Below are 20606 nucleotides of genomic sequence, written 5' to 3' on the forward strand. Positions count from 1 at the left end.
ACGGAACGCGAACGCGTTCATAAGACCTTTTAAGCGCCTAGCGGCGCATCGGAGTTAGTGAGATGGCACACAAGAAAGCTGGCGGTTCGTCGCGCAATGGTCGCGACTCCCATTCCAAGCGGCTCGGCGTGAAGAAGTTCGGCGGCGAAGCCGTGATTCCGGGCAACATCATTGTTCGTCAGCGTGGCACGACCTGGCATCCCGGCACCAATGTCGGCATTGGCACGGATCACACGCTGTTTGCGCTCGAAGCTGGCGCAGTCACCTTCAACAAAAAAGCCAATGGCCGAACCTACGTATCGGTGAACCCGATGACCAAGGCCGCGGAGTAGCCGGTTCCGCACGAGAACACCGGCACCCATCTCGGGAACCGGTGTCTGGCCAAGCCAGGAAATGGATCAGGGGAGATGGGTTTCCATCTCCCCTTTTTCTTGCCTGGAGGACTGACATGGTTGCCGAAGCGGATGACACAGACGGTGAGAGTTACGCGATAGATTGCCCGGTCCTGGTGACCGAGCGGCTGGTGCTGCGGGCGCCGCGCGAAAGCGATATCGAGCAACTGGTGGTGCTCGCCGACAATCGCCATGTCGCCGAAATGCTGGCCCGCATGCCGCACCCCTATGGCGAGGCTGAGGCGCGCGCCTTCTTGGCGATGACGGCATCGCGTCGGTCCGGCATTGCCTATGCGTTGACGTTGGCCGGCACCGAAACCTTCGTCGGCTGCGCCGGCCTCAACACCACCGATCGCGGTCTGGAGCTCGGCTACTGGATCGGCGAGCCCTACTGGAAGCGCGGCTATGCGACGGAGGCCGCGCATGCGCTGGTCGACCTCGCCTTCCAGAAGACGTCGATCCAGGTGCTGCATGCCTCGACGCGGGTGATCAATCCGGCCTCGCGCCGGGTCATCCACAAATGCGGCTTCCAATATGCCGGCCAGGGCATGCTGAACTCGATCGTTGCCGGCCAGGTGCCGGTCGAGCGCTACCGCCTCGACCGCAGGACCTGGACGAGCCTGCGGAACTGGGTGCATTTTTGACGAGCTGCCCTGCAGGGCACTCGCATACGGGGGTCCCCCTCATCCGGCCCTTCGGGCCACCTTCTCCCCGCTGGGGAGAAGAGGCTGGCGGCAACGCTGGCGACCTCCTCTCCCCTCGGGGAGAGGTCGGATTGCCCCGAATTGCCCTTCGCAATTCGGTCGGTAATCCGGGTGAGGGGGCACTTGCCCGGCGATTGCGCGATCGGGTCAAACCATCTCGACCCAGACCGGCAGGTGGTCCGAACCGACTGCTTGCCGGTCGACCCACAGGCGCTTCAGCGATTTGGCCAGCGAGGCACTGGTGAAGACATAGTCGATGCGCTTGTGGCGGCTGGCGTCGTCAGGCCGCTTGGGGTCGACCCAAGTGACGAGATCGGCGCCTGCGGCGGCAAGGCGCACGGCGGCATCGACGGCAAGATCGGCGGTCACCGGCATGCCGAACTCGTGATCCAGGCGGCCGGCAAGTTCGACATACTCCGGCGATCCGGCCAGCATGTTGAAGTCGCCCATGACGACGAAGGCTTCGGGACAAGGCAGGTCCGGCAGGTCGACCTCGGCGACGCCCGACAGCGCGCCGCCCTCGATCGCATAGTTCAACAGGCGCCGGCGCAGAAACCGGATCTGGCTGGCGCGCTCGACCGGGCTGCGATGGTCGAGATGGGTGGAATAGAAGCGGATGAAGCCAAGCGGCGTCTCGATCAGCGCCTCCAGCGCGCCGCGCTGGAAATTCATCACTTCGAAACTGCGGCTGCGCGGCAAGAGGAGATTGCGCGACAGATGAATAGGCGTTTTCGACAGCACCATGTTGCCGAGCTGGAAGGTGGTGGTGATGGCGCGGCCGTTTTCCAGGCGCGAGCCGACATTGGCCTCGAAATTGCTGCCGTAGACGGCGAAATATTCGGGCAGCGCCTCGCCAAGCTCGGCCACCATGTCGCGGCCGCCATTGTTGGGGTTGTTGCGCGAGACCTCCTGCAGGGCGATCACGTCGGCGCCGCGCACGGCATCGGCGATGCGGCCGACATCGTAACGGCCGTCGAGGCCGACGCCGTAGTGGATGTTGTAGGTTACGAGCTGCATTGCGACTCCGGCGACGTTCAGACTCGGGCCATGTTGATAAACAGCCTCGCCCTTCGCCCCGCCTTGGTTTAGAGCAGTGCCGAACGTTAGAGCAATGCCGCAAGGCCACTAGCAGAAACTCAGCAATACGATGAAATTTCTCGATCAAGCCAAGGTCTATGTCCGCTCCGGCGACGGTGGCGCCGGAGCGGTGTCGTTCCGGCGCGAGAAGTTCATCGAGTTCGGCGGTCCCGACGGCGGCGACGGCGGCCGCGGCGGCGACGTCTGGGTGGAGGCGGTCGATGGGCTGAACACGCTGATCGATTATCGCTACCAGCAGCATTTCAAGGCCAAGACCGGCACGCACGGCATGGGCCGCAACATGACCGGCGCCAAGGGCGCCGACGTGACGTTGAAAGTGCCGGCGGGAACGCAGGTCTTTGCCGAGGACAACGAGACGCTGATCTGCGACCTGACCGTCGTCGGCCAACGCTTCCTGCTGGCCAAGGGCGGCAATGGCGGCTTTGGCAACCAGCATTTCAAGACCTCGACCAACCAGGCGCCGCGCCGCGCCAATCCCGGCCAGCCGGGCGAAGAGCTCAACATCTGGCTCCGGCTCAAACTGATCGCCGATGCCGGCCTGGTCGGCCTGCCCAATGCCGGCAAGTCGACTTTTCTCGCCGCCGTCACCGCAGCCAAGCCGAAGATCGCCGACTATCCCTTCACCACGCTGCATCCGGGCCTCGGTGTCGCCCGTATCGACGGGCGCGAGTTCGTCATCGCCGACGTTCCGGGCCTGATCGAAGGCGCGCATGAAGGCGTCGGCATCGGCGACCGTTTCCTCGGACATGTCGAACGCACGCGGGTCCTCCTGCACCTCGTCTCGGCGCAGGAAGAAAACCCGGGGAAAGCCTACAAGACCGTGCGCGCCGAACTCGACGCCTATGGCCATGGACTGATCGAGAAGGTCGAGATCGTGGCTCTTTCCCAGGTCGACACGCTCGATGCCGATGCACGCAAGCAGAAGGTCGCTTCGTTGAAGCGCGCCGCCGGCTGCGCGCCGATGCTTTTGTCGGCCGTCACCGGCGAAGGCGTCGAGGCAGTTCTGCGCGCGCTGATGACGGTCGTCGCCGAGGCGCGCGAAGCTGTCGCCGCTCCGGCCGAGACGCGCTGGAGATAGCGATGGCCGCGCAGTCGCTGAAAAAATACCGGCGCATCACCGTCAAGATCGGCTCGGCGCTGCTTGTCGACCGCACGGCGGGCCTGAAGCGCGACTGGCTGGTCTCGCTTGCCGACGACATTTCAGTGCTGGCCGAGAATGGCGTCGAGATCCTCGTCGTGTCGTCCGGCGCCATCGCGCTTGGCCGCACCATTTTGGGCCTCGGCAAGCGGGCGCTGAAGCTCGAGGAAAGCCAGGCGGCGGCGGCCGTCGGGCAGATTGCGCTGGCCGGCGCCTGGTCGGATGCGCTCGGCAAGGGCGGCCTGAAATCGGGCCAGATCCTGCTGACGCTCGGCGACACCGAAGAGCGCCGCCGCTATCTCAATGCGCGCGCGACGATCTCGACGTTGCTCAAGATGAAGGCGGTGCCGGTCATCAACGAGAACGACACGGTGGCGACCTCCGAAATCCGCTATGGCGACAATGACCGGCTGGCCGCGCGGGTGGCGACGATGATGGGCGCGGACCTTTTGGTGCTGCTCTCCGACATTGACGGGCTCTACACGGCGCCGCCGGCGCGCGACCCGCAGGCCCGGTTCATTCCGATCGTCGACCGCATCACTCCTGACATCGAGGCGATGGCGGGTGCAGCTGCTTCGGAGTTTTCACGCGGCGGCATGCGCACCAAGCTCGACGCCGGCAAGATCGCCACCGCCGCCGGCACCGCCATGATCATCACATCAGGCACGCGGCTGTCGCCGCTGCTGGCGATCGAGCGTGGCGAGCGGGCGACGTTCTTCCGGCCGAGCGCAAATCCGGTCAAGGGCTACAAGACATGGATCGCCGGGCAGCTCGAACCGGCCGGCCGGCTGACCGTCGATGCCGGCGCCATCGGCGCGCTGCTGTCGGGCAAGTCGCTGCTGCCGGCCGGCGTCAAGCTGGTCAGCGGAAATTTTTCGCGCGGTGACACAGTCGCCATCCTGTCGCCCGAGGGCCGCGAGATCGCGCGCGGACTGGTTGCCTACGATGCCGCCGATGCCGTAAGAATCGCTGGCTTGAAGACAGCCGAGATCGAAACGGTGCTTGGCTATGAAGCACGATCGGCGATGATCCACCGCGACGACCTTGTGGTGAGCCATTCAACTGACCAAGTACGGGCCGGTGACCAGGTCCATAGCGGAGGATGAGCCATGCTGAAGCTGCATGAAAAATCCCGGGACGATACGATGGCACTGATGGCCGACATCGGCCGCCGCGCCAGGGCCGCCGCCCGACCGCTGGCCGTCGCCACAGCCGAGCGCAAGCACGCCGCGTTGATCTGTATGGCGCAGGCGATCCTTCACCACGAGCAGGATATTCTCGACGCCAACGCCATCGACATCAAAAATGGCGAGCAGTCCGGGCTTTCGGCTTCTTTCATGGACCGGCTGAAGCTTGATCCGGCGCGCATCCGTGCCATGGCCGACGGCATCAGTGAAATCGCCGGGCTGCGCGATCCGGTCGGTGATGTCATTGCCGCATGGGACCGGCCGAACGGCCTGCATATCGAGCGCGTTCGCACGCCGCTCGGCGTTGTCGGCGTCATCTACGAGAGCCGGCCGAACGTGACCGCCGATGCCGGCGCGCTGTGTCTCAAGGCCGGCAATCCGGTGATCCTGCGCGGCGGCTCGGATTCGCTCAACTCCTCGGCGGCGATCCATGCCTGCCTGGTCGAAGGGCTGAAGGCGGCCAAGCTGCCGCAGGATGCCATCCAGCTGGTGCCGACCGCCGACCGCGCCGCCGTCGGCGAGATGCTGAAGGGACTTTCCGGCAACATCGACGTGATCATTCCGCGCGGCGGCAAGAACCTGGTCGAACGCGTCCAGAACGAGGCACGGGTGCCGGTCTTTGCGCATCTCGAAGGCATCTGCCATCTCTACATCGACCGCTCGGCTGATCTCGACATGGCGGTCAGGATCGCGGTCAACGCCAAGATGCGGCGCACCGGCGTCTGCGGCGCGGCCGAGACGCTGCTGGTCGACCGCGCTGTTGCCGCCACCCATCTGGTGCCGATCCTCGGGGCGTTGCGCGCCGCAGGGTGCGAAATCCACGCCGACGCCGAGGTGCTGAAAGTATTTGCCGACGCCAAACCGGCGACCGACGCCGACTGGGTGAGCGAATATCTCGATGCCATCATCGCGGTAAAACTGGTCGATGGCGTCGCCGGCGCCATCGAGCATATTGAGACTTTTTCCTCGCATCACACCGAGGCGATCGTCGCCGAGGATACGAACGCGGTCGAACGGTTCTTCAACGAGATCGATTCGGCGATCCTTCTGCACAATGCCTCGACGCAATTTGCCGATGGCGGCGAATTCGGGATGGGCGCCGAGATCGGCATCGCCACCGGCAAGATGCATGCACGCGGCCCGGTCGGTGTCGAGCAACTGACCTCGTTCAAGTACCGCGTGCGCGGGACGGGACAGGTGAGGCCTTGAAGCTATTCGCGGTTAGAGCCTGAGAGGCGTGCGCCCAGCCACCCCCCTCTGCCCTGCCGGGCATCTTCCCCGCAAGGGGGGAGATTGGCGGCTTTATCCCTGGCGCCCTTACTGCCACGCCCAAGGTTGGCGAAAGCCTATGCGACATCCGATCTCCCCCCTGTCGGAGGAGATGTCCGGCAGGACAGAGGGGGGTGCCTGACACATGCTTTCGCAGTCCGAACAGCTCGTTCCCTCCCATTATCTAAAAATGCCGCATGCCGAAAAGGGCTTGGCCGTCGGGTTGTTCGGCGGCTCGTTCAACCCTGCCCATGCCGGCCATGCACTGGTCGCCGAGATCGCGCTCAGGCGCCTGGCGCTCGATCAGCTGTGGTGGATGGTGACGCCGGGCAATCCGCTCAAGAGCGCGCGGGAACTGGCGCCGCTGGCCGAGCGGCTGCGCCTGTCCGAGCAGATTGCCCGGAACCCGAAGGTCAAGGTCACCGCCTTCGAGGCGAGCCATCATGTCCGCTTCACCGCCGACACGCTGGCCCTGGTCAAGGCGCGCAACCCGGGCGTCGACTTCGTCTGGATCATGGGCGCCGATTCCTTGCGCGATTTCCACCGCTGGCAGCGCTGGCGCCAGATCGTGATGACGTTTCCGATCGCGGTGATCGATCGCCCTGGCGCGACGCTGTCGTTCCTGTCGTCGGTTGTCGCCAAGACTTTTGACTACGCGCGTGTCGACGAGGGCGACGCGCCGCGGCTCGCCCGCATGAAGGCGCCGGCCTGGACCTTCATTCACGGCCCGCGCTCGTCGCTGTCGTCGACCGCGATCCGCAACATGGCAAAGGGATAGGAACCTCCTCTCCTTCTCCCCTTGTGGGAGAAGGTGGATCGGCGCGCAGCGCCGAGCCGGATGAGGGGTGCTGGGAGAAACGCAGCGTAAAAGATCGAGCGGTTTCAAGTGTTTAGTTCTTCAGGATAGCGATCCTTCCAGCACCCCTCATCCGACCGAGCTTCGCTCGGCCACCTTCTCCCACAAGGGGAGAAGGGAAGATTGCTGATGTCGCTTTTGCGGCGGCCATTCGCCGCCGAGTAGGCGATCCTGCCCGGGCATGACGATTCTCCAGACCAGACGCGACCCGGCGCAGGGCGGCCCGCCGGCCCCGGCGATCGCCATCGCCAGCATCGTCTTGTCGATGGCGCTGGTTGCGGTCGGCAATGGACTGATGTTCGCCTATATCCCGGTCCGGCTCGGCGCCGAGGGCTTCGATCCGACCTGGGCCGGGCTGATCGTCACGGGCCTTTCGGCCGGCGGCCTGGCAGGCTGCATCCTGACCGGTCCGCTGGTGCGGCGCGTCGGCCATGCGCGCGCATTCATGGTGCTGTCGGCGTTGATCGTGCTGTCCAACGCCGCCGTCGGGGCTGGACCGCAGCCGCTGTCGTGGATCGCGGCACGCGCGCTCTACGGCTTTGCCATATGCGGCCTGTTCATCGTTGCGCAAAGCTGGCTGAACGACGTCATCGCCAACGCGATACGCGGCAGGGTCATGGCCTTCTTCTACGTCGCCTATGTCGCCGGGCTCGGTGTCGGCTACTCGACACTGGCGCTGATCGACATAAGGGCTGCGGACGCGCCGCTGGTTGGCATCGCCTTCACCGCGCTGTCGATCCTCCCCGTCGGGTTGACGCGGCTCGCCCAGCCGCCGCCGCCGCAGGCGGCGTCGGTGGCGCTTGGCCGGGCCTGGCGGATTTCGCCGGTCGGCGTCGCCGGCATGCTTGCCGTCGGCGGCCTGTCGATGACGATTTCAGGCTTTGCGCCGATCCATGCCACGGCCAAGGGCTACAGCCAGGCCGATGTGGCACTGCTGCTGTCGGCGATGCCGATCGGCACATTGATCCTGCAGATCCCGCTCGGCTGGATTTCCGACCGCACCGACCGGCGCTTTGTGCTGGTCGCCGCTTCGGCGCTTGCCATGGTGGCGGGCCTGTTTGCGCTGGGCTTCGATGGTGGTGCGCTGGCGGCGCTGGTCGTCATCTATGTGGTCTGGGCCGGCGCATCGGAATCGATCTATTCGCTGGCCAGCGCACATGCCGCCGACCGCGCCGGCAAGGACGACATGGTGGCGCTGTCCAGTTCACTGCTGTTCGCGTGGTCGCTGTCCGGCTTCATCGTGCCCGGCATCGTGACCGGGCTTTCCGCCGCCTATGGAACGCAGGCCTTCATCCATGTGGCCATCGTCATTGCCGCCGTTTTTTGCCTGTTCGTGCTGTGGCGTGTGGTGGCGATGTCGCCTGTTCCCGCCGCCGAGACCGGCAGTTTCGCGCCGATGAGCGCGCAGGCACCGCTGCCGGTCGACCTCGCTTTCCCATCCGAAGAGCAGCGCCGCGCGGACAGCTAGACCCTGCACCGGGAATTGATCATCTCACTGTCTGGTGACGGTTTCCTGCCGCGGTGCTTCCGGTGGTGGCGCGGGTATGGAAATGCCTTCGCTGTCGAAGGCCTGCTTGGCGCGTTTGGTGAGATCGATCTGGGTGGCGAAGAAATCCGCAGCCGAGGTCCAGTAGCGCAAGGTGATGGCGACGTTGCTGTCGCCGACGGTCGCCACAAAGGCAATCGGCGCCGGCTCCCGCCTGACGCGTCGGTCGGCGGCGGCGACGCCCAGCATGGTCTTTTGAGCGAAATCGATGTCGTTCCACGAGCCGATGGTCAGGGTGATATCGGCGCGGCGGGTGCCATTGCGTGTAAAATTGCGGACTGGCTGGTTCCACAGCGTCGAATTGGGGGCGAGCACGTAAACGCCTTCGACCGTTCTCAGCGTGGTGGCGAACAGCCCGATTTCCTCGACAGTTCCGGAAATGGCGCCGACCTCGACATATTCGCCGATGCGGAATGGCCGCAGCGCCAGCAGCATGATGCCGGCGGCAATGTTCTGCAGCGTGCCCTGCAGCGCCAGGCCGATGGCCAGGCCGATGGCGCCAATGGCGGCAATGATCGAGGTCGTCTGGACGCCGAACTGGCCGAGCACCATGACGACGACGAGGATCAGTATGGCGTAGCGGACGATCCTCGAGAAGAAGTGGCGCAGCGTCGTGTCGAAGCCATGGATATGGCCGAGGCCGGCATAGATCGAGCGCTGGGCAAGGCCGGCGACGATATAGCCGAGGACCAGCAGGATGACGGCGCCGATGGCCGAGAACGAGTACGAGACGATCAGCGCGCTGATCTGCGCAAGGCCGGACTGCACGGTAAGGAGAGCGTTCTGAGGGTCGACAGGCATGAGGGGGATCCGATTGGTCAATGCGCCGATAACCCTCGCCGGGCGGCAAGAGTTCCGATTTTTCTTCAACTGCGGAACCGGAAGAACGGTTCTTCGTTGGCTACGGTAGGGCTGCCGTCTTGAAACTGCAACGCAACTCTGCCTATCTAAGGGTGTCACCTGCTTTGAAGGGTGATTTGGTTGTTCTTGCTGCGAAAGGAAATACACTGAGAACAGCACTTTGGAAGAAGGCCGACATCGTGCCTTCGCCGGCCGGGATCAGCGTAAACGACGCCGTGTCCCGCGCCATCAAGACAGTCCTTGCCAGTCTGGAAGACTCCAAGGCCGAAAACATCGTCTCAATCGACATTCAGGGAAAATCGAGCCTCGGTGACTATATGGTCATCGCGTCTGGCCGATCCCACCGTCATGTCTCGGCTGTCGCCGATCATCTCCTCAAGGCGCTCAAGGATGCCGGGCTCGGCACGGCGCGCGTCGAGGGACTGGCCGGCGCCGACTGGGTCCTGATCGATTCGGGCGACATCATCGTCCATGTCTTCCGCCCCGAAGTCCGCGACTTCTACAATCTTGAAAAGATGTGGCAGGCGCCGGACCTCGAGGAAGAGACCCTCCACTGAGCCGTATTGGTTGATGCATGTCGTTTCCCAAAGCCGGTGACCACCCTCGGGTCAGGCCCGAGGGCATGCTTTGGTGACATGCATTAGCGGCTCTTCGAGGCAGGGATGAAAATCACCGTTCATGCCGTGGGCCGGATGAAAGCCGGCCCCGAGAAGTTGCTCGCTGACCGATATTTCGAGCGCTTCGCCAAGAGCGGGCAGGCCGTTGGGCTCGAATTCTCAGGGGTCGTCGAGATCCCGGAGGGCCGCGCCCAGACCGCCAACGAGCGTCGCCGCGAAGAGGGCCAGAAACTGCAGGCGCAGTTGCAGCCTGGTGCCGCGCTGATGCTGCTCGACGAACGCGGCAAAAGTTTTTCCTCCGAGGATTTCGCCGGGCGCATCGGCCTGTTGCGTGATAGCGGCCGCAAGGCGCTGGTCATCGCCATCGGCGGCGCCGACGGTCATGACCAGTCGCTGCGCGATCAGGCCGACCTGATGGTGTCGTTCGGCGCGCCGACATGGCCGCACCAACTGGTCCGTGTCATGTTGGGCGAGCAGCTTTACCGGGCGGCCACAATCCTGTCCGGTCATCCCTATCATCGCTCGTGAGCCGTTGCAGGTTCAACCGAAACCGGTGGATTGGCGTGAGCCGCCCGGATTTTCGCCTCAATGCGTCACGAGGCTGTTTTTCGGTCGGCGGGCTCCCGAACATGGTTGATTGTTCGTTAACGAAGCCACGCATAGAGTCGGGCTTCAATGGCTGAAGGTTGGAAATCGCGAACGGGCTTCTGGCGCGCAGGCTGCGGCTTGGCAGCGGCGGTGCTTATGCTGTCGCTCGGTGCCGCGCGGGCGCAGAGCAGGCTCGACATGGCGCCTGACCCGGACCACAGCCGCGCTGAATACGAACGGATATCGCAGGAGATCACACTGTCGTCGGAGCGGCTGGCCAAGCTCGCCGCTGACATGGCGACGGTCAAGAAGGACCATGCCTCGATCACCGCGGCGCTGATCCAGTCGGCGATGACCGAGCAGAAGCTCGGTCAGGACATCGAGGACATCGGTGCCAAGCTGGAAGGGCTGAAGGGCGACGAGCAGAAAATCCGTGCCTCGCTGGCTGCCAGACGCGACGTTCTGGCCGAGGTGCTGGCCGCGCTGCAGCGCATGGGGCTCAATCCGCCGCCGGCCATCCTGGTCAAGCCGGAGGACGCGCTGTCGTCGGTGCGCAGCGCCATCCTGCTCGGCGCCGTGGTGCCGGAACTGCGCCAGCAGACCGAGATATTGCTGGCGGAGCTCAAGGAGCAGTCACGGGTGACGGCCTCGATCGAGGCGGAGCGGGCGCGGCTGACGGCGGCAGTCGCCGAGCAGACTGCGGAAAAGAAGCGGCTCGGCATGCTGCTCGAAGCCAAGCAGAAGCTCGAGGCCGAGACGCAAACGGCACTGGCGGCGGAAAAGCAGCGATCCGCAGCACTGGCGGCCAAGGCCGGCAGCCTGAAGGAACTGATCGCCTCACTCGAGGCCGACAAGGCCCGCGAGGCGGCGGCCGCGGCGAAGGCAGCCGAGCAGAAAGCCGCGGAGCAGAAGGAAGCGGAGCAGAAGGAAGCGGGCGCCGACAAGGCTCCAGCGCAGACGGCTCCGGCAAAGAAGGCCCCGGAACAGACGGAACTGGCAGCCCTGCCGGTGCCGGAAGCCAATCGGCTCACTGCCGCTGCACCGTTTTCGGCGCTTCAGGGGCAGATCGCGTTGCCGGTCACCGGCAAGATCAAGCGGCGGTTCGGGGCCAGCGACGGTAACGGCGCAGTGATGCTCGGTGACATGGTTGCGACACAATCGGGAGCCATCGTCACCGCGCCGGCGGACGGAAATGTACTTTATGCGGGACCTTTTCGCTCTTATGGTCAACTCTTGATCCTGAACGCAGGTGACGGCTATCATGTCGTTCTCGCGGGGATGAGCAGAATCAGCGTCGCGTCTGGCCAGTCGGTGCTCGCAGGAGAGCCGGTCGGCGCGATGGGAGAGGCCCGGGTGGCGAGCACCTCGGCATCGAAGAATGGAAATGCCACGCCGGAACTCTATGTTGAGTTCCGCAAGGATGGAAAACCCGTCGATCCGACCCCATGGTGGGCGGACCGTTTGTCTGGAAGGACGTGAGATGATGCGGAAACTGTCGCTTCTGTTTGCCGGTGCGCTGATGGGCGCATCCGCGATGAGCCTGGTCTATGGCGCGCCCGGCTCGACGGCGAACGCTGCGGGCTCCGAGACCTACAAGCAACTGGCGATCTTCGGTGATATTTTCGAGCGGGTGCGGGCGCAATATGTGACGCCGCCCGACGACAAGTCGCTGGTCGAAAACGCCATCAACGGCATGCTGACCTCGCTCGACCCGCACTCCTCCTATATGAACGCCGAAGAGGCGCAGGACATGCGCGTGCAGACCAAGGGCGAGTTCGGCGGCCTCGGCATCGAGGTCACCATGGAGAACGACCTGGTCAAGGTGATCACGCCGATCGACGATACGCCGGCTGCCAAAGCGGGCGTGCTTGCCGGCGACTACATTGCCAAGATCGACGGCGAGGAGGTTCGCGGCCTGAGCCTCAACGATGCTGTCGAGAAGATGCGCGGGCTGGTCAACACGCCGATCAAGCTCACCATCCTGCGCCAGGGCGCCGACAAGCCGATCGAGCTGACGGTGGTGCGCGACATCATCAAGGTCAAGGCGGTCAAGTTCCGCGTCGAGAACGACATCGGCTACATCAAGATCACCTCCTTCACCGAAAAGACCCATGATGATCTCGAGAGCGCCATCGAAACCATCGAGAAGCAGGTGCCGAACGAAAAGCTCAAGGGCTACGTGCTCGATCTGCGCCTCAATCCGGGCGGGCTGCTCGATCAGGCGGTGAGCGTGTCCGACGCCTTCCTCAACCGTGGCGAGATCGTCTCGACGCGCGGCCGCGATCCGAAGGACGTCACCCGCTTCGACGCGCGGCCGGGCGACGACATCGACGGCAAGCCGCTGGTCGTGCTCGTCAATGGCGGCTCGGCCAGTGCGTCCGAAATCGTCGCCGGCGCGCTGCAGGATCTGCGACGCGCCACGGTCGTCGGCACGCAGTCGTTCGGCAAGGGTTCGGTGCAGACCATCGTCCCGCTCGGCGAGAACGGCGCGCTGCGCCTGACGACGGCGCTCTATTACACGCCGTCCGGCAAGTCGATCCAGGGCAAGGGCATCACGCCCGACATCAAGGTCGACCAGCCGTTGCCGCCGGACCTGCAGGGCAGGGACCTGACGCGCGGCGAGTCGGACCTCAAGGGCCACATCAAGGGCAGCGAGGAGGGCGATGACGGTTCGGGCTCGGCAGCCTATGTGCCGCCGGAGCCGAAGGACGACCTGCAGCTCATCTTCGCCCAGCAGTTGCTGCGCGGCGAGAAGACCGATCCGGCGTTCCCGCCGAATCCGGACAAGGCCGTGCTGAACCAGTAGGGGCCGTGCTGAACCAGTAAAAGTCGATCAGCCGGACAACAGGTCTGGCTGCCTGATCGAAGCGATGTAATGCTGCCGGGGCCGCAAGGCCTCGGCAGTTTGATTCGGGGGACCGCGGCTTGGCTGACATCGGTAGTGACATCGAACGCCCACTCGGGCAGGCCGTCCGGCCGCCGCGCGCGGCCCGCAGGATCAGCGCTGGCGTGGTCGCGGCGACTCTCGTGGTGCTGGCCGCGATCGGCGTCTCCGCCGCGATTGCGCTGCGTGAAAGGCCGTTTCGAAAGCTGGAAGAAGTCGCCGTTTCGACGCCGAAGGCGACAGCCGTGGTCGAACCCGCAGCGCCGGTCACTGAGCCGGCGCCGAAGCCCGAAGCAGCGTCCAAGGCGAGCAAATCGAAGACAAGCGGATCGAAGACGGGCGGGCCGCAGATCATCCACATGCCGACCGAAGCGGGCGACGGTCCACCCGGGGCCATCGTCATCCACGACCCTTCGACGACCGGCCAGAACCTGAGGATCGCGCATATTCCCGACAGGGCTCTGGTCGAGTCCGGCGAAACCGGTCCACTGCCGGTTCGTGCTGCCGACGGCAGGCGACCGTTCGATGTCTATGCGCGACCGTGGTCCGGTGCGCGCGGTGCGCGCGTCGCGATCGTCATCGGCGGGCTTGCCGTGTCACAGACCGGCACGCAGGCGGCCATCGCCAAGCTGCCGGCGGAAGTGACGCTGGGCTTCGCGCCGCAGGGCAACAGCATCGGCCGCTGGATGCAGGCGGCGCGGCAGAGCGGCCATGAGATCATCATGCAGGTGCCGCTCGAACCGTTCGATTATCCGAATGTCAATCCCGGCCGCAACACGCTGACGGTCGTGGCGACCCCGGACGAGAATTTGGAGAATTTGCGCTGGGCGCTGTCGCGGACGACCAATTACACCGGCGTCATGAACTATATGGGCGCGCGTTTTTCGGCGGATGCGGCGGCGATGGGGCCACTGATGGCCGAGCTTGGCAGGCGCGGCCTGGCCTATGTCGACGACGGTTCGTCGGCACGCAGCCTGGCGCCCGAGCTGGCGTTGAAGAACGGTGTGCCGTTCGCCGCCGGCGACACGTCGATCGACGCCGTGCGCGACCGCGGCGCCATATTGAAGAAGTTGGACGAACTGGAAGCAACCGCGCGAGCGAAAGGCTTTGCCGTCGGCATCGGCTCGGCCTTCGACCTGACGGTCGATACCGTGTCATCCTGGGTGATCGAGGCCAAGAAGCGCGGCATCGAGATCGTGCCGATTTCGGCAGTGGCGATGGATCCGGAAAAAGGTTGAGCATGGCGAAGAAAAAACCGGTCGACCCCGAGACGCTGCCCTATCGTCGCTGCGTCGGAGCGATGGTCCTCAACGGAGAGGGGCTGGTCTGGGTCGGGCATCGCATTGCCGAGCCGGACAGCGAATTCTCCGGCACGACCCAGCTCTGGCAGATGCCGCAGGGCGGCATCGACAAGGGCGAAGAGCCGCTGCAGGCGGCACAGCGGGAACTCTATGAAGAAACCGGCATGCGCAGCGTCTCGTTGCTGGATGAGGCGCCGAACTGGATATTTTACGACCTGCCGGCCCATCTGGTCGGCGTCGCCTTCAAGGGAAAGTATCGCGGCCAGACGCAAAAATGGTTCGCCTTCCGCTTTCACGGCGATTTGAGCGAGATTGAGATCAATCCGCCGCCGGGCGGCCACACCGCCGAGTTCGACAGATGGGCTTGGCGGCCAATGGAGGAATTGCCCGACCTGATCGTGCCGTTCAAACGTCAGGTCTATGAGGACGTGGTTGCGGCATTCCGGCATCTGGTTGCCTAGCTTGGCGCAAGCCGCGCTCGCGCCGACCACGGTTGCCGCGTCGGCGCGGTGGCCTTATTGATGGCCAGTCCGCTGCAGACGGGATTGGCATGAACGGCACTTCCAAAAAATATCCTTCTGAAACGGTCGCCGTCAAAGCCGCGCCGATCAGCGAAGCGGCGGCCGGCGCCATATTGACCGTCGATCTCAGCGCCATCCGCGAAAATTACCGGCGGCTCAAGGCGCGGTTGGGCGGTGTCGGCTGCGCCGGTGTCGTCAAGGCCGACGGCTACGGGCTCGGCGGGCCGCAAGTGGCCGCGGCGCTGGCGGCCGAAGGCTGCGCTGTTTTTTTCGTCGCGCATCTGGCCGAGGGTGCCTTGCTGCGCCAGGCGCTCGGCGCACGGGCGGCGATCCATGTGCTGAACGGCATTCAGCCGGGCGCTGAAAGCGAAGCCGTCGCAGCGGGTCTGGGCGTGGTCATCAACAGCGCCGGCCAGCTCGCCGCCTGGCGCGCGGCGGCGCAGCGGGCCGGCCGCAAGCTCAAGGCTGCAATCCAGGTCGACAGCGGCATGTCGCGGCTCGGCATGGCGGCAGCCGAGGTGGAGGCCGTCGCTGCCGACCCGCAGGCTTTCGACGGTATCGACGTCACCTTCGTGATGAGCCATCTCGCTCGCGCCGACGAGCCCGAGCATCCGGCCAACGAGCAGCAGCGGCTGGAATTCGAGCGGCTGCGCAGGATGCTGCCAAAGGCGCCGGCCTCGCTCGCCAACTCCTCCGGCATCTTTCTTGGGCAGTCCTTTCACTACGACCTCGCCCGGCCCGGTGCGGCGCTCTACGGCATCAATCCGACGCCAGCGCAGGAAAATCCGATGCTGCCGGTGGTGCGGCTTCAAGCAAAAATCATCCAGACGCGCAGCCTCGATAGGGGAGCCGGCGTCGGCTATGGCCATATTTTTCACGTGACCGATTCGCTGACCGCCGCAACGATCTCGCTTGGCTATGCCGACGGCTGGCATCGACGCGCGGCCTCGGCCGCCTGGTTCGAAAATGCGCGCTTGCCGTTCCTGGGCCGTGTGTCGATGGATTCGATCGTTCTCGACATCTCGGCCCTGCCGCCCGGCAGGCTGAAGGCGGGCGACCTCGTCGAACTGATCGGCCCGTCGCAGACGGTCGACCAGGCCGCCGGCCACGCCGGCACCATCGGCTATGAAATCCTGACCAGCCTCGGACACCGCTTTCATCGGCGCCATGTGAATGGATAGCGCGCGGGCTTTTTTAGGCATGTCGTTGTCCCAAAACCCCCTGCGTAGATTGGCGACATGCTTGGGCACTTGGCGGACGCGGTAAAATCCGGCAGACAGGAAGCCACGATGCCCCGCCCCAAAAACCCTGACAAGACATCGTTCTGGAGAGCTATGCGATGAAGATCTTCGTGCTGGGCGGCGGCGTCATCGGGGTCACCACTGCTTATTATCTGACCGAGGCCGGCCATGAAGTGACGGTGATCGACCGCCAGAAGGGCCCGGCGCTGGAAACCAGCTTTGCCAATGCCGGCGAGATTTCGCCCGGCTACGCCTCGCCCTGGGCTGGCCCCGGCGTTCCGCTGAAGGCGATCAAATGGCTGTTGATGAAGCATGGTCCGCTGGTGGTGCGGCCGACCCTCGATCCGCATATGTGGGTATGGCTGGTCAGGATGCTGCGCAACTGCACGGCCGAGCGCTATGCGGTGAACAAGGCGCGCATGGTGCCTTTGGCCGAATACAGCCGCGACACGCTGAAAGCGCTGCGTGAGGCGACCGGCATCGCCTATGACGAGCGCAGCAAGGGAACGCTGCAGCTTTTTCGCACGCAACAGCAGCTCGACGGCACGTCAGGCGATGTCGAGGTGCTGAAGACATATGGCGTTCCCTACGAGATCCTCGATCGCGACGGCTGCATCGCGGCTGAGCCGGGCTTGGCAGCGGTGCGTGAAAAGTTCGTCGGCGGCCTGCGGCTGCCGGGCGACGAAACCGGTGACTGCAAGATGTTCACTGACCGTCTGGCCGATCTCTGCGTAGCGCGTGGCGTCACCTTCGAATACGACACGGAGATACGGCGCATCGTCCGCAAGCGCAACCATATCGCCAACATCAGTACGAGCAAGGGTTGGAAGGCCGCCGACGCCTATGTGATGGCGATGGGCAGCTATTCGGCCAACTTCATGCGCAGCCTGAAACGACCCGTCCCGGTCTATCCGGTCAAGGGTTATTCGATCACCGTGCCGATCAAGGATGCTGCCGCAGCACCGGTCTCGACGGTGATGGACGAGACTTACAAGGTGGCGATCACCAGGCTCGGCGATCGCATCCGGGTCGGTGGCACCGCGGAGATTTCCGGCTTCGACCTGACGCTGCATGAATCGCGGCGGCGCACGCTCGAACATTCGCTCGGCGACCTTTTTCCAGGCAGCGGCGACATGCGGTCGGCGACATTCTGGTGCGGGTTGCGGCCGATGACGCCGGACGGGCCGCCGCTCATCGGCGGCACCGAGTTTTCCAACCTCTATCTCAACACCGGCCACGGCACGCTCGGCTGGACCATGGCCTGCGGCTCGGCCAAGGTCCTGGCCGACATCATTTCCAGCCGGGTGCCGGACATCAATGTCCGCGACCTCGGACCGGAGCGATACCAGCGGTAGGATCAAAGGATTCTTCACGCATTTGAGCGGGGTGAGAAACTTGCCGCGCAGTTTTGGTTCAACACTTCGCCGAGCCAGGTGAATATCGTCAGACGAACAGGCTTCGCTCCCGTTCCACCGCCCTTGTGATGAAGCTCGCGACGATCTGGACGCGGCGCAGCGGCCTGACCGTTTCGTGGTAGACCAGCCAGTAGGCGCGGCGAATGGGCGCGACGATGTCGAGTGCCACCAGCTCCGGCATCGAACGGGCGACAAAAGTGTGCAGGATGCCGATGCCGGCGCCGGCGCGCACCGCTTCGGCCTGGCCGAGCGCCGAGGAGATGGCGAAGCTCGTGCGCCAGTCGGCGCTGAACTGGGCCGCATAGTCGAGCGAGGGGCTGACGATGAGGTCCGGCACATAACCGATCAGCGTGTGCCGGCCAAGCTCGGCCGGCGTCTGCGGCAGGCCATGCGCTTCGGCATAGGCGCGGGACGCGAAAAGGCCGAGCGTGTAATCGACCAGCTTTCCCGCCACCAGCCTGCCTTCCGTCGGGCGCTCCACGGTGATGGCGATGTCGGCCTCGCGCCGGGACAACGAGAAGGAACGCGGCACCGGCACCAACTGGATGGTGAGTTCACGGTGAAGCGCCGTCAGTGCGCCGAGGCGTTTGGCCAGGAAGGCGACGCCGAAACCGTCAGGCGCGCCGATGCGGACGGTGCCGGAGACGTCGTCGCCTTCGCCCGCCACGGTCGAACGCGCGGCGATCATGTCGCCTTCCATGCGCTCGGCGATGTCGAGGAAACGCTCGCCGGCCGGCGTCAGTTCGCTGCCGGTGGTCAGCCGGCGAAAGAGTTTTGTGCGCAGCGCATCCTCGAGCGCGGCGACGCGGCGCGAGACAGTGGCGTGGTTCAGCTCCAGCCGCTTGGCGGCGCCAAGGATCTGGCCGGCACGCGCCACCGCCAGAAAGATGCGGACGTCATCCCAGTTCATGAGGAGAGCCCGGATGACGACGATTACGGCAGCGCTCTACGGCGCCCCCCTCTGTCCTGCCGGACATCTCCCCCACGAGGGGGGAGATCGGCCGTCGCCGCTGCTTTCGCCAAGGTCCAACATCGCAAGAAAAGGGGCCAGCAGCGAAGCTGCCAATCTCCCCCCAAGTGGGGGAGATGTCCGGCAGGACAGAGGGGGGCGCGAAGGAACTCAACTTCCCAATCCTTGCTGCTGGGACCCGCACCCTATCATTTGCGACAATTGATGCACAGGTGCCGCTCGCACTCTATTTTCTGCACAACGGTTGCGTTTCCGCTCACGTTGCCATCGGCGGCGCAAAGGCGGACAATGCCGCATCGCAAATACAGGGAGAGAGACCATGATCGAATACGGTCATTTCATCGGCGGCAAGCGTGTCGCCGGGACCAGCGGCCGCAAGCAGGACGTCATGCAGCCGATGGACGGCACGGTGCGCGGCACCGTGGCGCTGGCTTCGCAGGCGGAACTGCGCGCGGCGGTGGAGAACGCCAAGGCGGCGCAGCCCGGTTGGGCGGCGACCAATCCGCAGCGGCGCGTGCGCGTCCTGATGAAATTCCTCGAACTGGTCGCCCGGGAGTATGATGCGCTGGCCGACATTCTGGCACGCGAACACGGCAAGACCAACGCCGACGCCAAGGGCGACATCCAGCGCGGTCTGGAAGTGGTCGAGGTCTGCATCGGCGCGCCGCACATGATGAAGGGCGAGTTCACCGACGGCGCCGGCCCCGGCATCGACGTCTATTCGATGCGCCAACCGCTCGGCGTCGTTGCCGGCATTACGCCGTTCAATTTTCCGGCGATGATCCCATTGTGGAAGATCGCGCCGGCTATCGCTTGCGGCAACGCCTTCATCCTGAAGCCTTCTGAGCGCGACCCGGGCGTGCCGATGCGCATCGCCGAGCTGTTCATCGAGGCCGGCCTGCCAGCGGGCATTCTCAACGTCGTCAACGGCGACAAGGAGGCGGTCGACGCCATCCTCGATGATCCCGACATCAAGGCCATCGGCTTCGTCGGCTCGACGCCGATTGCCCAGTACATCTATTCGCGCGGCTGCGCGGCCGGCAAGCGCGTGCAGTGCTTCGGCGGCGCCAAGAACCACATGATCATCATGCCCGACGCCGACATGGACCAGACCGTCGATGCGCTGATCGGCGCCGGCTACGGCTCGGCCGGCGAGCGCTGCATGGCGATCTCGGTGGCTGTCCCGGTCGGCAACGACACCGCCAACCGGCTGATGGAAAAGCTGGTGCCGCGTGTCGAAAGCCTGAAGGTCGGCCCGTCGACGGATTCGTCCGCCGATTTCGGCCCGCTGGTGACGGCGCAGGCGCTGGAGCGGGTCAAGTCCTATGTCGATACCGGCGTCAGGGAAGGCGCCAAGCTGGTCGTAGACGGGCGCGGCTTCTCCATGCAGGGCTATGAGAACGGCTACTATATGGGCGGCTGCCTGTTCGACAACGTGACCGCCGATATGCGCATCTACAAGGAAGAGATTTTTGGGCCGGTGCTCTCGGTGGTGCGCGCGCCGACCTACGAGAACGCGATCAAGCTCGCCAACGACCATGAAATGGGCAACGGCGTCGCCATCTTCACCCGCGACGGCGATGCCGCCCGCGATTTCGCCTCAAGGGTCCAGGTCGGCATGGTCGGTATCAACGTGCCGATCCCGGTGCCGATCGCCTACTATACGTTCGGCGGCTGGAAAGCGTCTTCCTTCGGAGACCTCAACCAGCACGGACCGGACGCATTCCGTTTCTATACCAAGACCAAGACGGTGACCTCGCGCTGGCCGTCCGGCGTGAAGGACGGCGCCGAATTCGTCATCCCGACGATGAACTAGGCCGGTCGATTAAAAATTGAGCGAAAAAGGCCCGGCCAGAAACCGGGCCTTTTTGTTGACCGGTCGCGGCCCGTATATCCATGAACGCTAATGTGATGGAACCAGGCGGCAGCAGAAGTCTTTAAAATTGCAATCCGGCCGCGAAGCAGGCGCGGCAGACCAACCAACGGCGCTGGCGACAGTTTCGGGGCGGCCGGCGGCA

The 20606-nt window shown here is 64.8% G+C and carries 19 protein-coding genes; 16 read left to right on the plus strand and 3 right to left on the minus strand.

The window, feature by feature from the left end; translation table 11 throughout:
- Positions 1–62: 62 nt before the first annotated feature.
- A complete protein-coding gene (gene rpmA, locus AC0L16_RS12965) occupies positions 63–332 on the plus strand; it encodes a 50S ribosomal protein L27 (RefSeq protein ID WP_473621170.1) in 270 nt (89 codons plus the stop codon).
- 116 nt (positions 333–448) lie between these two features.
- A complete protein-coding gene (locus AC0L16_RS12970; RefSeq protein ID WP_473621171.1) occupies positions 449–1036 on the plus strand; it encodes a GNAT family N-acetyltransferase in 588 nt (195 codons plus the stop codon).
- 207 nt (positions 1037–1243) lie between these two features.
- Here the strand turns inward: AC0L16_RS12970 and AC0L16_RS12975 are convergent, their stop codons facing one another.
- The gene (locus tag AC0L16_RS12975; protein WP_473621173.1) at positions 1244–2113 is read right to left on the minus strand and encodes an endonuclease/exonuclease/phosphatase family protein; all 870 of its coding nucleotides are present in this window, start codon (positions 2111–2113) and stop codon (positions 1244–1246) included.
- 130 nt (positions 2114–2243) lie between these two features.
- Here AC0L16_RS12975 and obgE point away from each other — a divergent pair, with 130 nt between their 5' ends.
- From obgE to AC0L16_RS13000, 5 genes are all read left to right on the plus strand, one after another.
- Positions 2244–3272 (plus strand): GTPase ObgE, encoded by a 1029-nt coding sequence (obgE, locus tag AC0L16_RS12980; protein ID WP_473621175.1) that lies wholly within the window; start codon positions 2244–2246, stop codon positions 3270–3272.
- 2 nt (positions 3273–3274) lie between these two features.
- Positions 3275–4438 carry a glutamate 5-kinase gene (gene proB, locus AC0L16_RS12985; protein WP_473621176.1) on the plus strand — a complete coding sequence of 388 codons (1164 nt, stop codon included), beginning with the start codon at positions 3275–3277 and terminating at the stop codon, positions 4436–4438.
- 3 nt (positions 4439–4441) lie between these two features.
- Complete coding sequence (locus tag AC0L16_RS12990) at positions 4442–5728, plus strand: glutamate-5-semialdehyde dehydrogenase (RefSeq protein WP_473621177.1); 1287 nt, start codon at positions 4442–4444, stop codon at positions 5726–5728.
- A gap of 250 nt (positions 5729–5978) precedes the next feature.
- Positions 5979–6566, plus strand: a complete 588-nt coding sequence (locus AC0L16_RS12995) for a nicotinate-nucleotide adenylyltransferase (RefSeq protein WP_473621290.1) — start codon at positions 5979–5981, stop codon at positions 6564–6566.
- 259 nt (positions 6567–6825) lie between these two features.
- On the plus strand, positions 6826–8112 hold the full coding sequence (locus AC0L16_RS13000; protein WP_473621179.1) for an MFS transporter: 1287 nt from the start codon (positions 6826–6828) through the stop codon (positions 8110–8112).
- A gap of 24 nt (positions 8113–8136) precedes the next feature.
- On the opposite strand, the gene AC0L16_RS13005 is transcribed toward AC0L16_RS13000, so the two are convergent.
- Complete coding sequence (locus AC0L16_RS13005; RefSeq protein WP_473621181.1) at positions 8137–8991, minus strand: mechanosensitive ion channel family protein; 855 nt, start codon at positions 8989–8991, stop codon at positions 8137–8139.
- A gap of 239 nt (positions 8992–9230) precedes the next feature.
- Between AC0L16_RS13005 and rsfS the strand changes: the two genes are divergently transcribed.
- From rsfS to AC0L16_RS13045, 8 genes are all read left to right on the plus strand, one after another.
- The gene (rsfS, locus tag AC0L16_RS13010) at positions 9231–9608 is read left to right on the plus strand and encodes a ribosome silencing factor (protein ID WP_023800052.1); all 378 of its coding nucleotides are present in this window, start codon (positions 9231–9233) and stop codon (positions 9606–9608) included.
- A 105-nt stretch (positions 9609–9713) separates the two neighbouring features.
- Entirely contained in the window at positions 9714–10196 is a 483-nt protein-coding gene (gene rlmH, locus AC0L16_RS13015) for a 23S rRNA (pseudouridine(1915)-N(3))-methyltransferase RlmH (RefSeq protein ID WP_473621183.1), read from the plus strand.
- Positions 10197–10343: 147 nt separating this feature from the next.
- Positions 10344–11735 carry a murein hydrolase activator EnvC family protein gene (locus tag AC0L16_RS13020; RefSeq protein WP_473621184.1) on the plus strand — a complete coding sequence of 464 codons (1392 nt, stop codon included), beginning with the start codon at positions 10344–10346 and terminating at the stop codon, positions 11733–11735.
- 1 nt (position 11736) lies between these two features.
- A complete protein-coding gene (locus AC0L16_RS13025) occupies positions 11737–13062 on the plus strand; it encodes a S41 family peptidase (protein WP_473621185.1) in 1326 nt (441 codons plus the stop codon).
- Positions 13063–13181: 119 nt separating this feature from the next.
- Complete coding sequence (locus tag AC0L16_RS13030; RefSeq protein ID WP_473621186.1) at positions 13182–14378, plus strand: divergent polysaccharide deacetylase family protein; 1197 nt, start codon at positions 13182–13184, stop codon at positions 14376–14378.
- 2 nt (positions 14379–14380) lie between these two features.
- A complete protein-coding gene (locus AC0L16_RS13035) occupies positions 14381–14902 on the plus strand; it encodes an RNA pyrophosphohydrolase (protein ID WP_473621187.1) in 522 nt (173 codons plus the stop codon).
- A gap of 89 nt (positions 14903–14991) precedes the next feature.
- Positions 14992–16143 carry an alanine racemase gene (gene alr / locus AC0L16_RS13040; RefSeq protein ID WP_473621188.1) on the plus strand — a complete coding sequence of 384 codons (1152 nt, stop codon included), beginning with the start codon at positions 14992–14994 and terminating at the stop codon, positions 16141–16143.
- A gap of 158 nt (positions 16144–16301) precedes the next feature.
- Complete coding sequence (locus AC0L16_RS13045) at positions 16302–17558, plus strand: D-amino acid dehydrogenase (protein WP_473621190.1); 1257 nt, start codon at positions 16302–16304, stop codon at positions 17556–17558.
- An 88-nt stretch (positions 17559–17646) separates the two neighbouring features.
- Here AC0L16_RS13045 and AC0L16_RS13050 read toward each other — a convergent pair whose 3' ends face one another.
- The gene (locus AC0L16_RS13050) at positions 17647–18528 is read right to left on the minus strand and encodes a LysR family transcriptional regulator (protein WP_473621191.1); all 882 of its coding nucleotides are present in this window, start codon (positions 18526–18528) and stop codon (positions 17647–17649) included.
- Between the two features lie 379 nt (positions 18529–18907).
- On the opposite strand from AC0L16_RS13050, the gene AC0L16_RS13055 reads away from it, so the two are divergent.
- Positions 18908–20404: a CoA-acylating methylmalonate-semialdehyde dehydrogenase gene (locus AC0L16_RS13055; RefSeq protein ID WP_473621192.1), complete on the plus strand. Its 1497-nt coding sequence runs from the start codon at positions 18908–18910 to the stop codon at positions 20402–20404.
- Positions 20405–20606 lie beyond the last annotated feature (202 nt).

This window comes from Mesorhizobium sp. WSM4848 (assembly GCF_055811375.1).

Excerpts from the sequence above, each read along its gene's own strand:
- rpmA (WP_473621170.1), top strand. The coding sequence starts at position 63 with ATGGCACACAAGAAAGCTGGCGGTTCGTCGCGCAATGGTCGCGACTCC.
- AC0L16_RS12970 (WP_473621171.1), top strand. The coding sequence starts at position 449 with ATGGTTGCCGAAGCGGATGACACAGACGGTGAGAGTTACGCGATAGAT.
- AC0L16_RS12975 (WP_473621173.1), bottom strand. The coding sequence starts at position 2,113 with ATGCAGCTCGTAACCTACAACATCCACTACGGCGTCGGCCTCGACGGC.
- obgE (WP_473621175.1), top strand. The coding sequence starts at position 2,244 with ATGAAATTTCTCGATCAAGCCAAGGTCTATGTCCGCTCCGGCGACGGT.
- proB (WP_473621176.1), top strand. The coding sequence starts at position 3,275 with ATGGCCGCGCAGTCGCTGAAAAAATACCGGCGCATCACCGTCAAGATC.
- AC0L16_RS12990 (WP_473621177.1), top strand. The coding sequence starts at position 4,442 with ATGCTGAAGCTGCATGAAAAATCCCGGGACGATACGATGGCACTGATG.
- AC0L16_RS12995 (WP_473621290.1), top strand. The coding sequence starts at position 5,979 with ATGCCGCATGCCGAAAAGGGCTTGGCCGTCGGGTTGTTCGGCGGCTCG.
- AC0L16_RS13000 (WP_473621179.1), top strand. The coding sequence starts at position 6,826 with ATGACGATTCTCCAGACCAGACGCGACCCGGCGCAGGGCGGCCCGCCG.
- AC0L16_RS13005 (WP_473621181.1), bottom strand. The coding sequence starts at position 8,991 with ATGCCTGTCGACCCTCAGAACGCTCTCCTTACCGTGCAGTCCGGCCTT.
- rlmH (WP_473621183.1), top strand. The coding sequence starts at position 9,714 with ATGAAAATCACCGTTCATGCCGTGGGCCGGATGAAAGCCGGCCCCGAG.
- AC0L16_RS13020 (WP_473621184.1), top strand. The coding sequence starts at position 10,344 with ATGGCTGAAGGTTGGAAATCGCGAACGGGCTTCTGGCGCGCAGGCTGC.
- AC0L16_RS13025 (WP_473621185.1), top strand. The coding sequence starts at position 11,737 with ATGATGCGGAAACTGTCGCTTCTGTTTGCCGGTGCGCTGATGGGCGCA.
- AC0L16_RS13035 (WP_473621187.1), top strand. The coding sequence starts at position 14,381 with ATGGCGAAGAAAAAACCGGTCGACCCCGAGACGCTGCCCTATCGTCGC.
- alr (WP_473621188.1), top strand. The coding sequence starts at position 14,992 with ATGAACGGCACTTCCAAAAAATATCCTTCTGAAACGGTCGCCGTCAAA.
- AC0L16_RS13045 (WP_473621190.1), top strand. The coding sequence starts at position 16,302 with ATGAAGATCTTCGTGCTGGGCGGCGGCGTCATCGGGGTCACCACTGCT.
- AC0L16_RS13050 (WP_473621191.1), bottom strand. The coding sequence starts at position 18,528 with ATGAACTGGGATGACGTCCGCATCTTTCTGGCGGTGGCGCGTGCCGGC.
- AC0L16_RS13055 (WP_473621192.1), top strand. The coding sequence starts at position 18,908 with ATGATCGAATACGGTCATTTCATCGGCGGCAAGCGTGTCGCCGGGACC.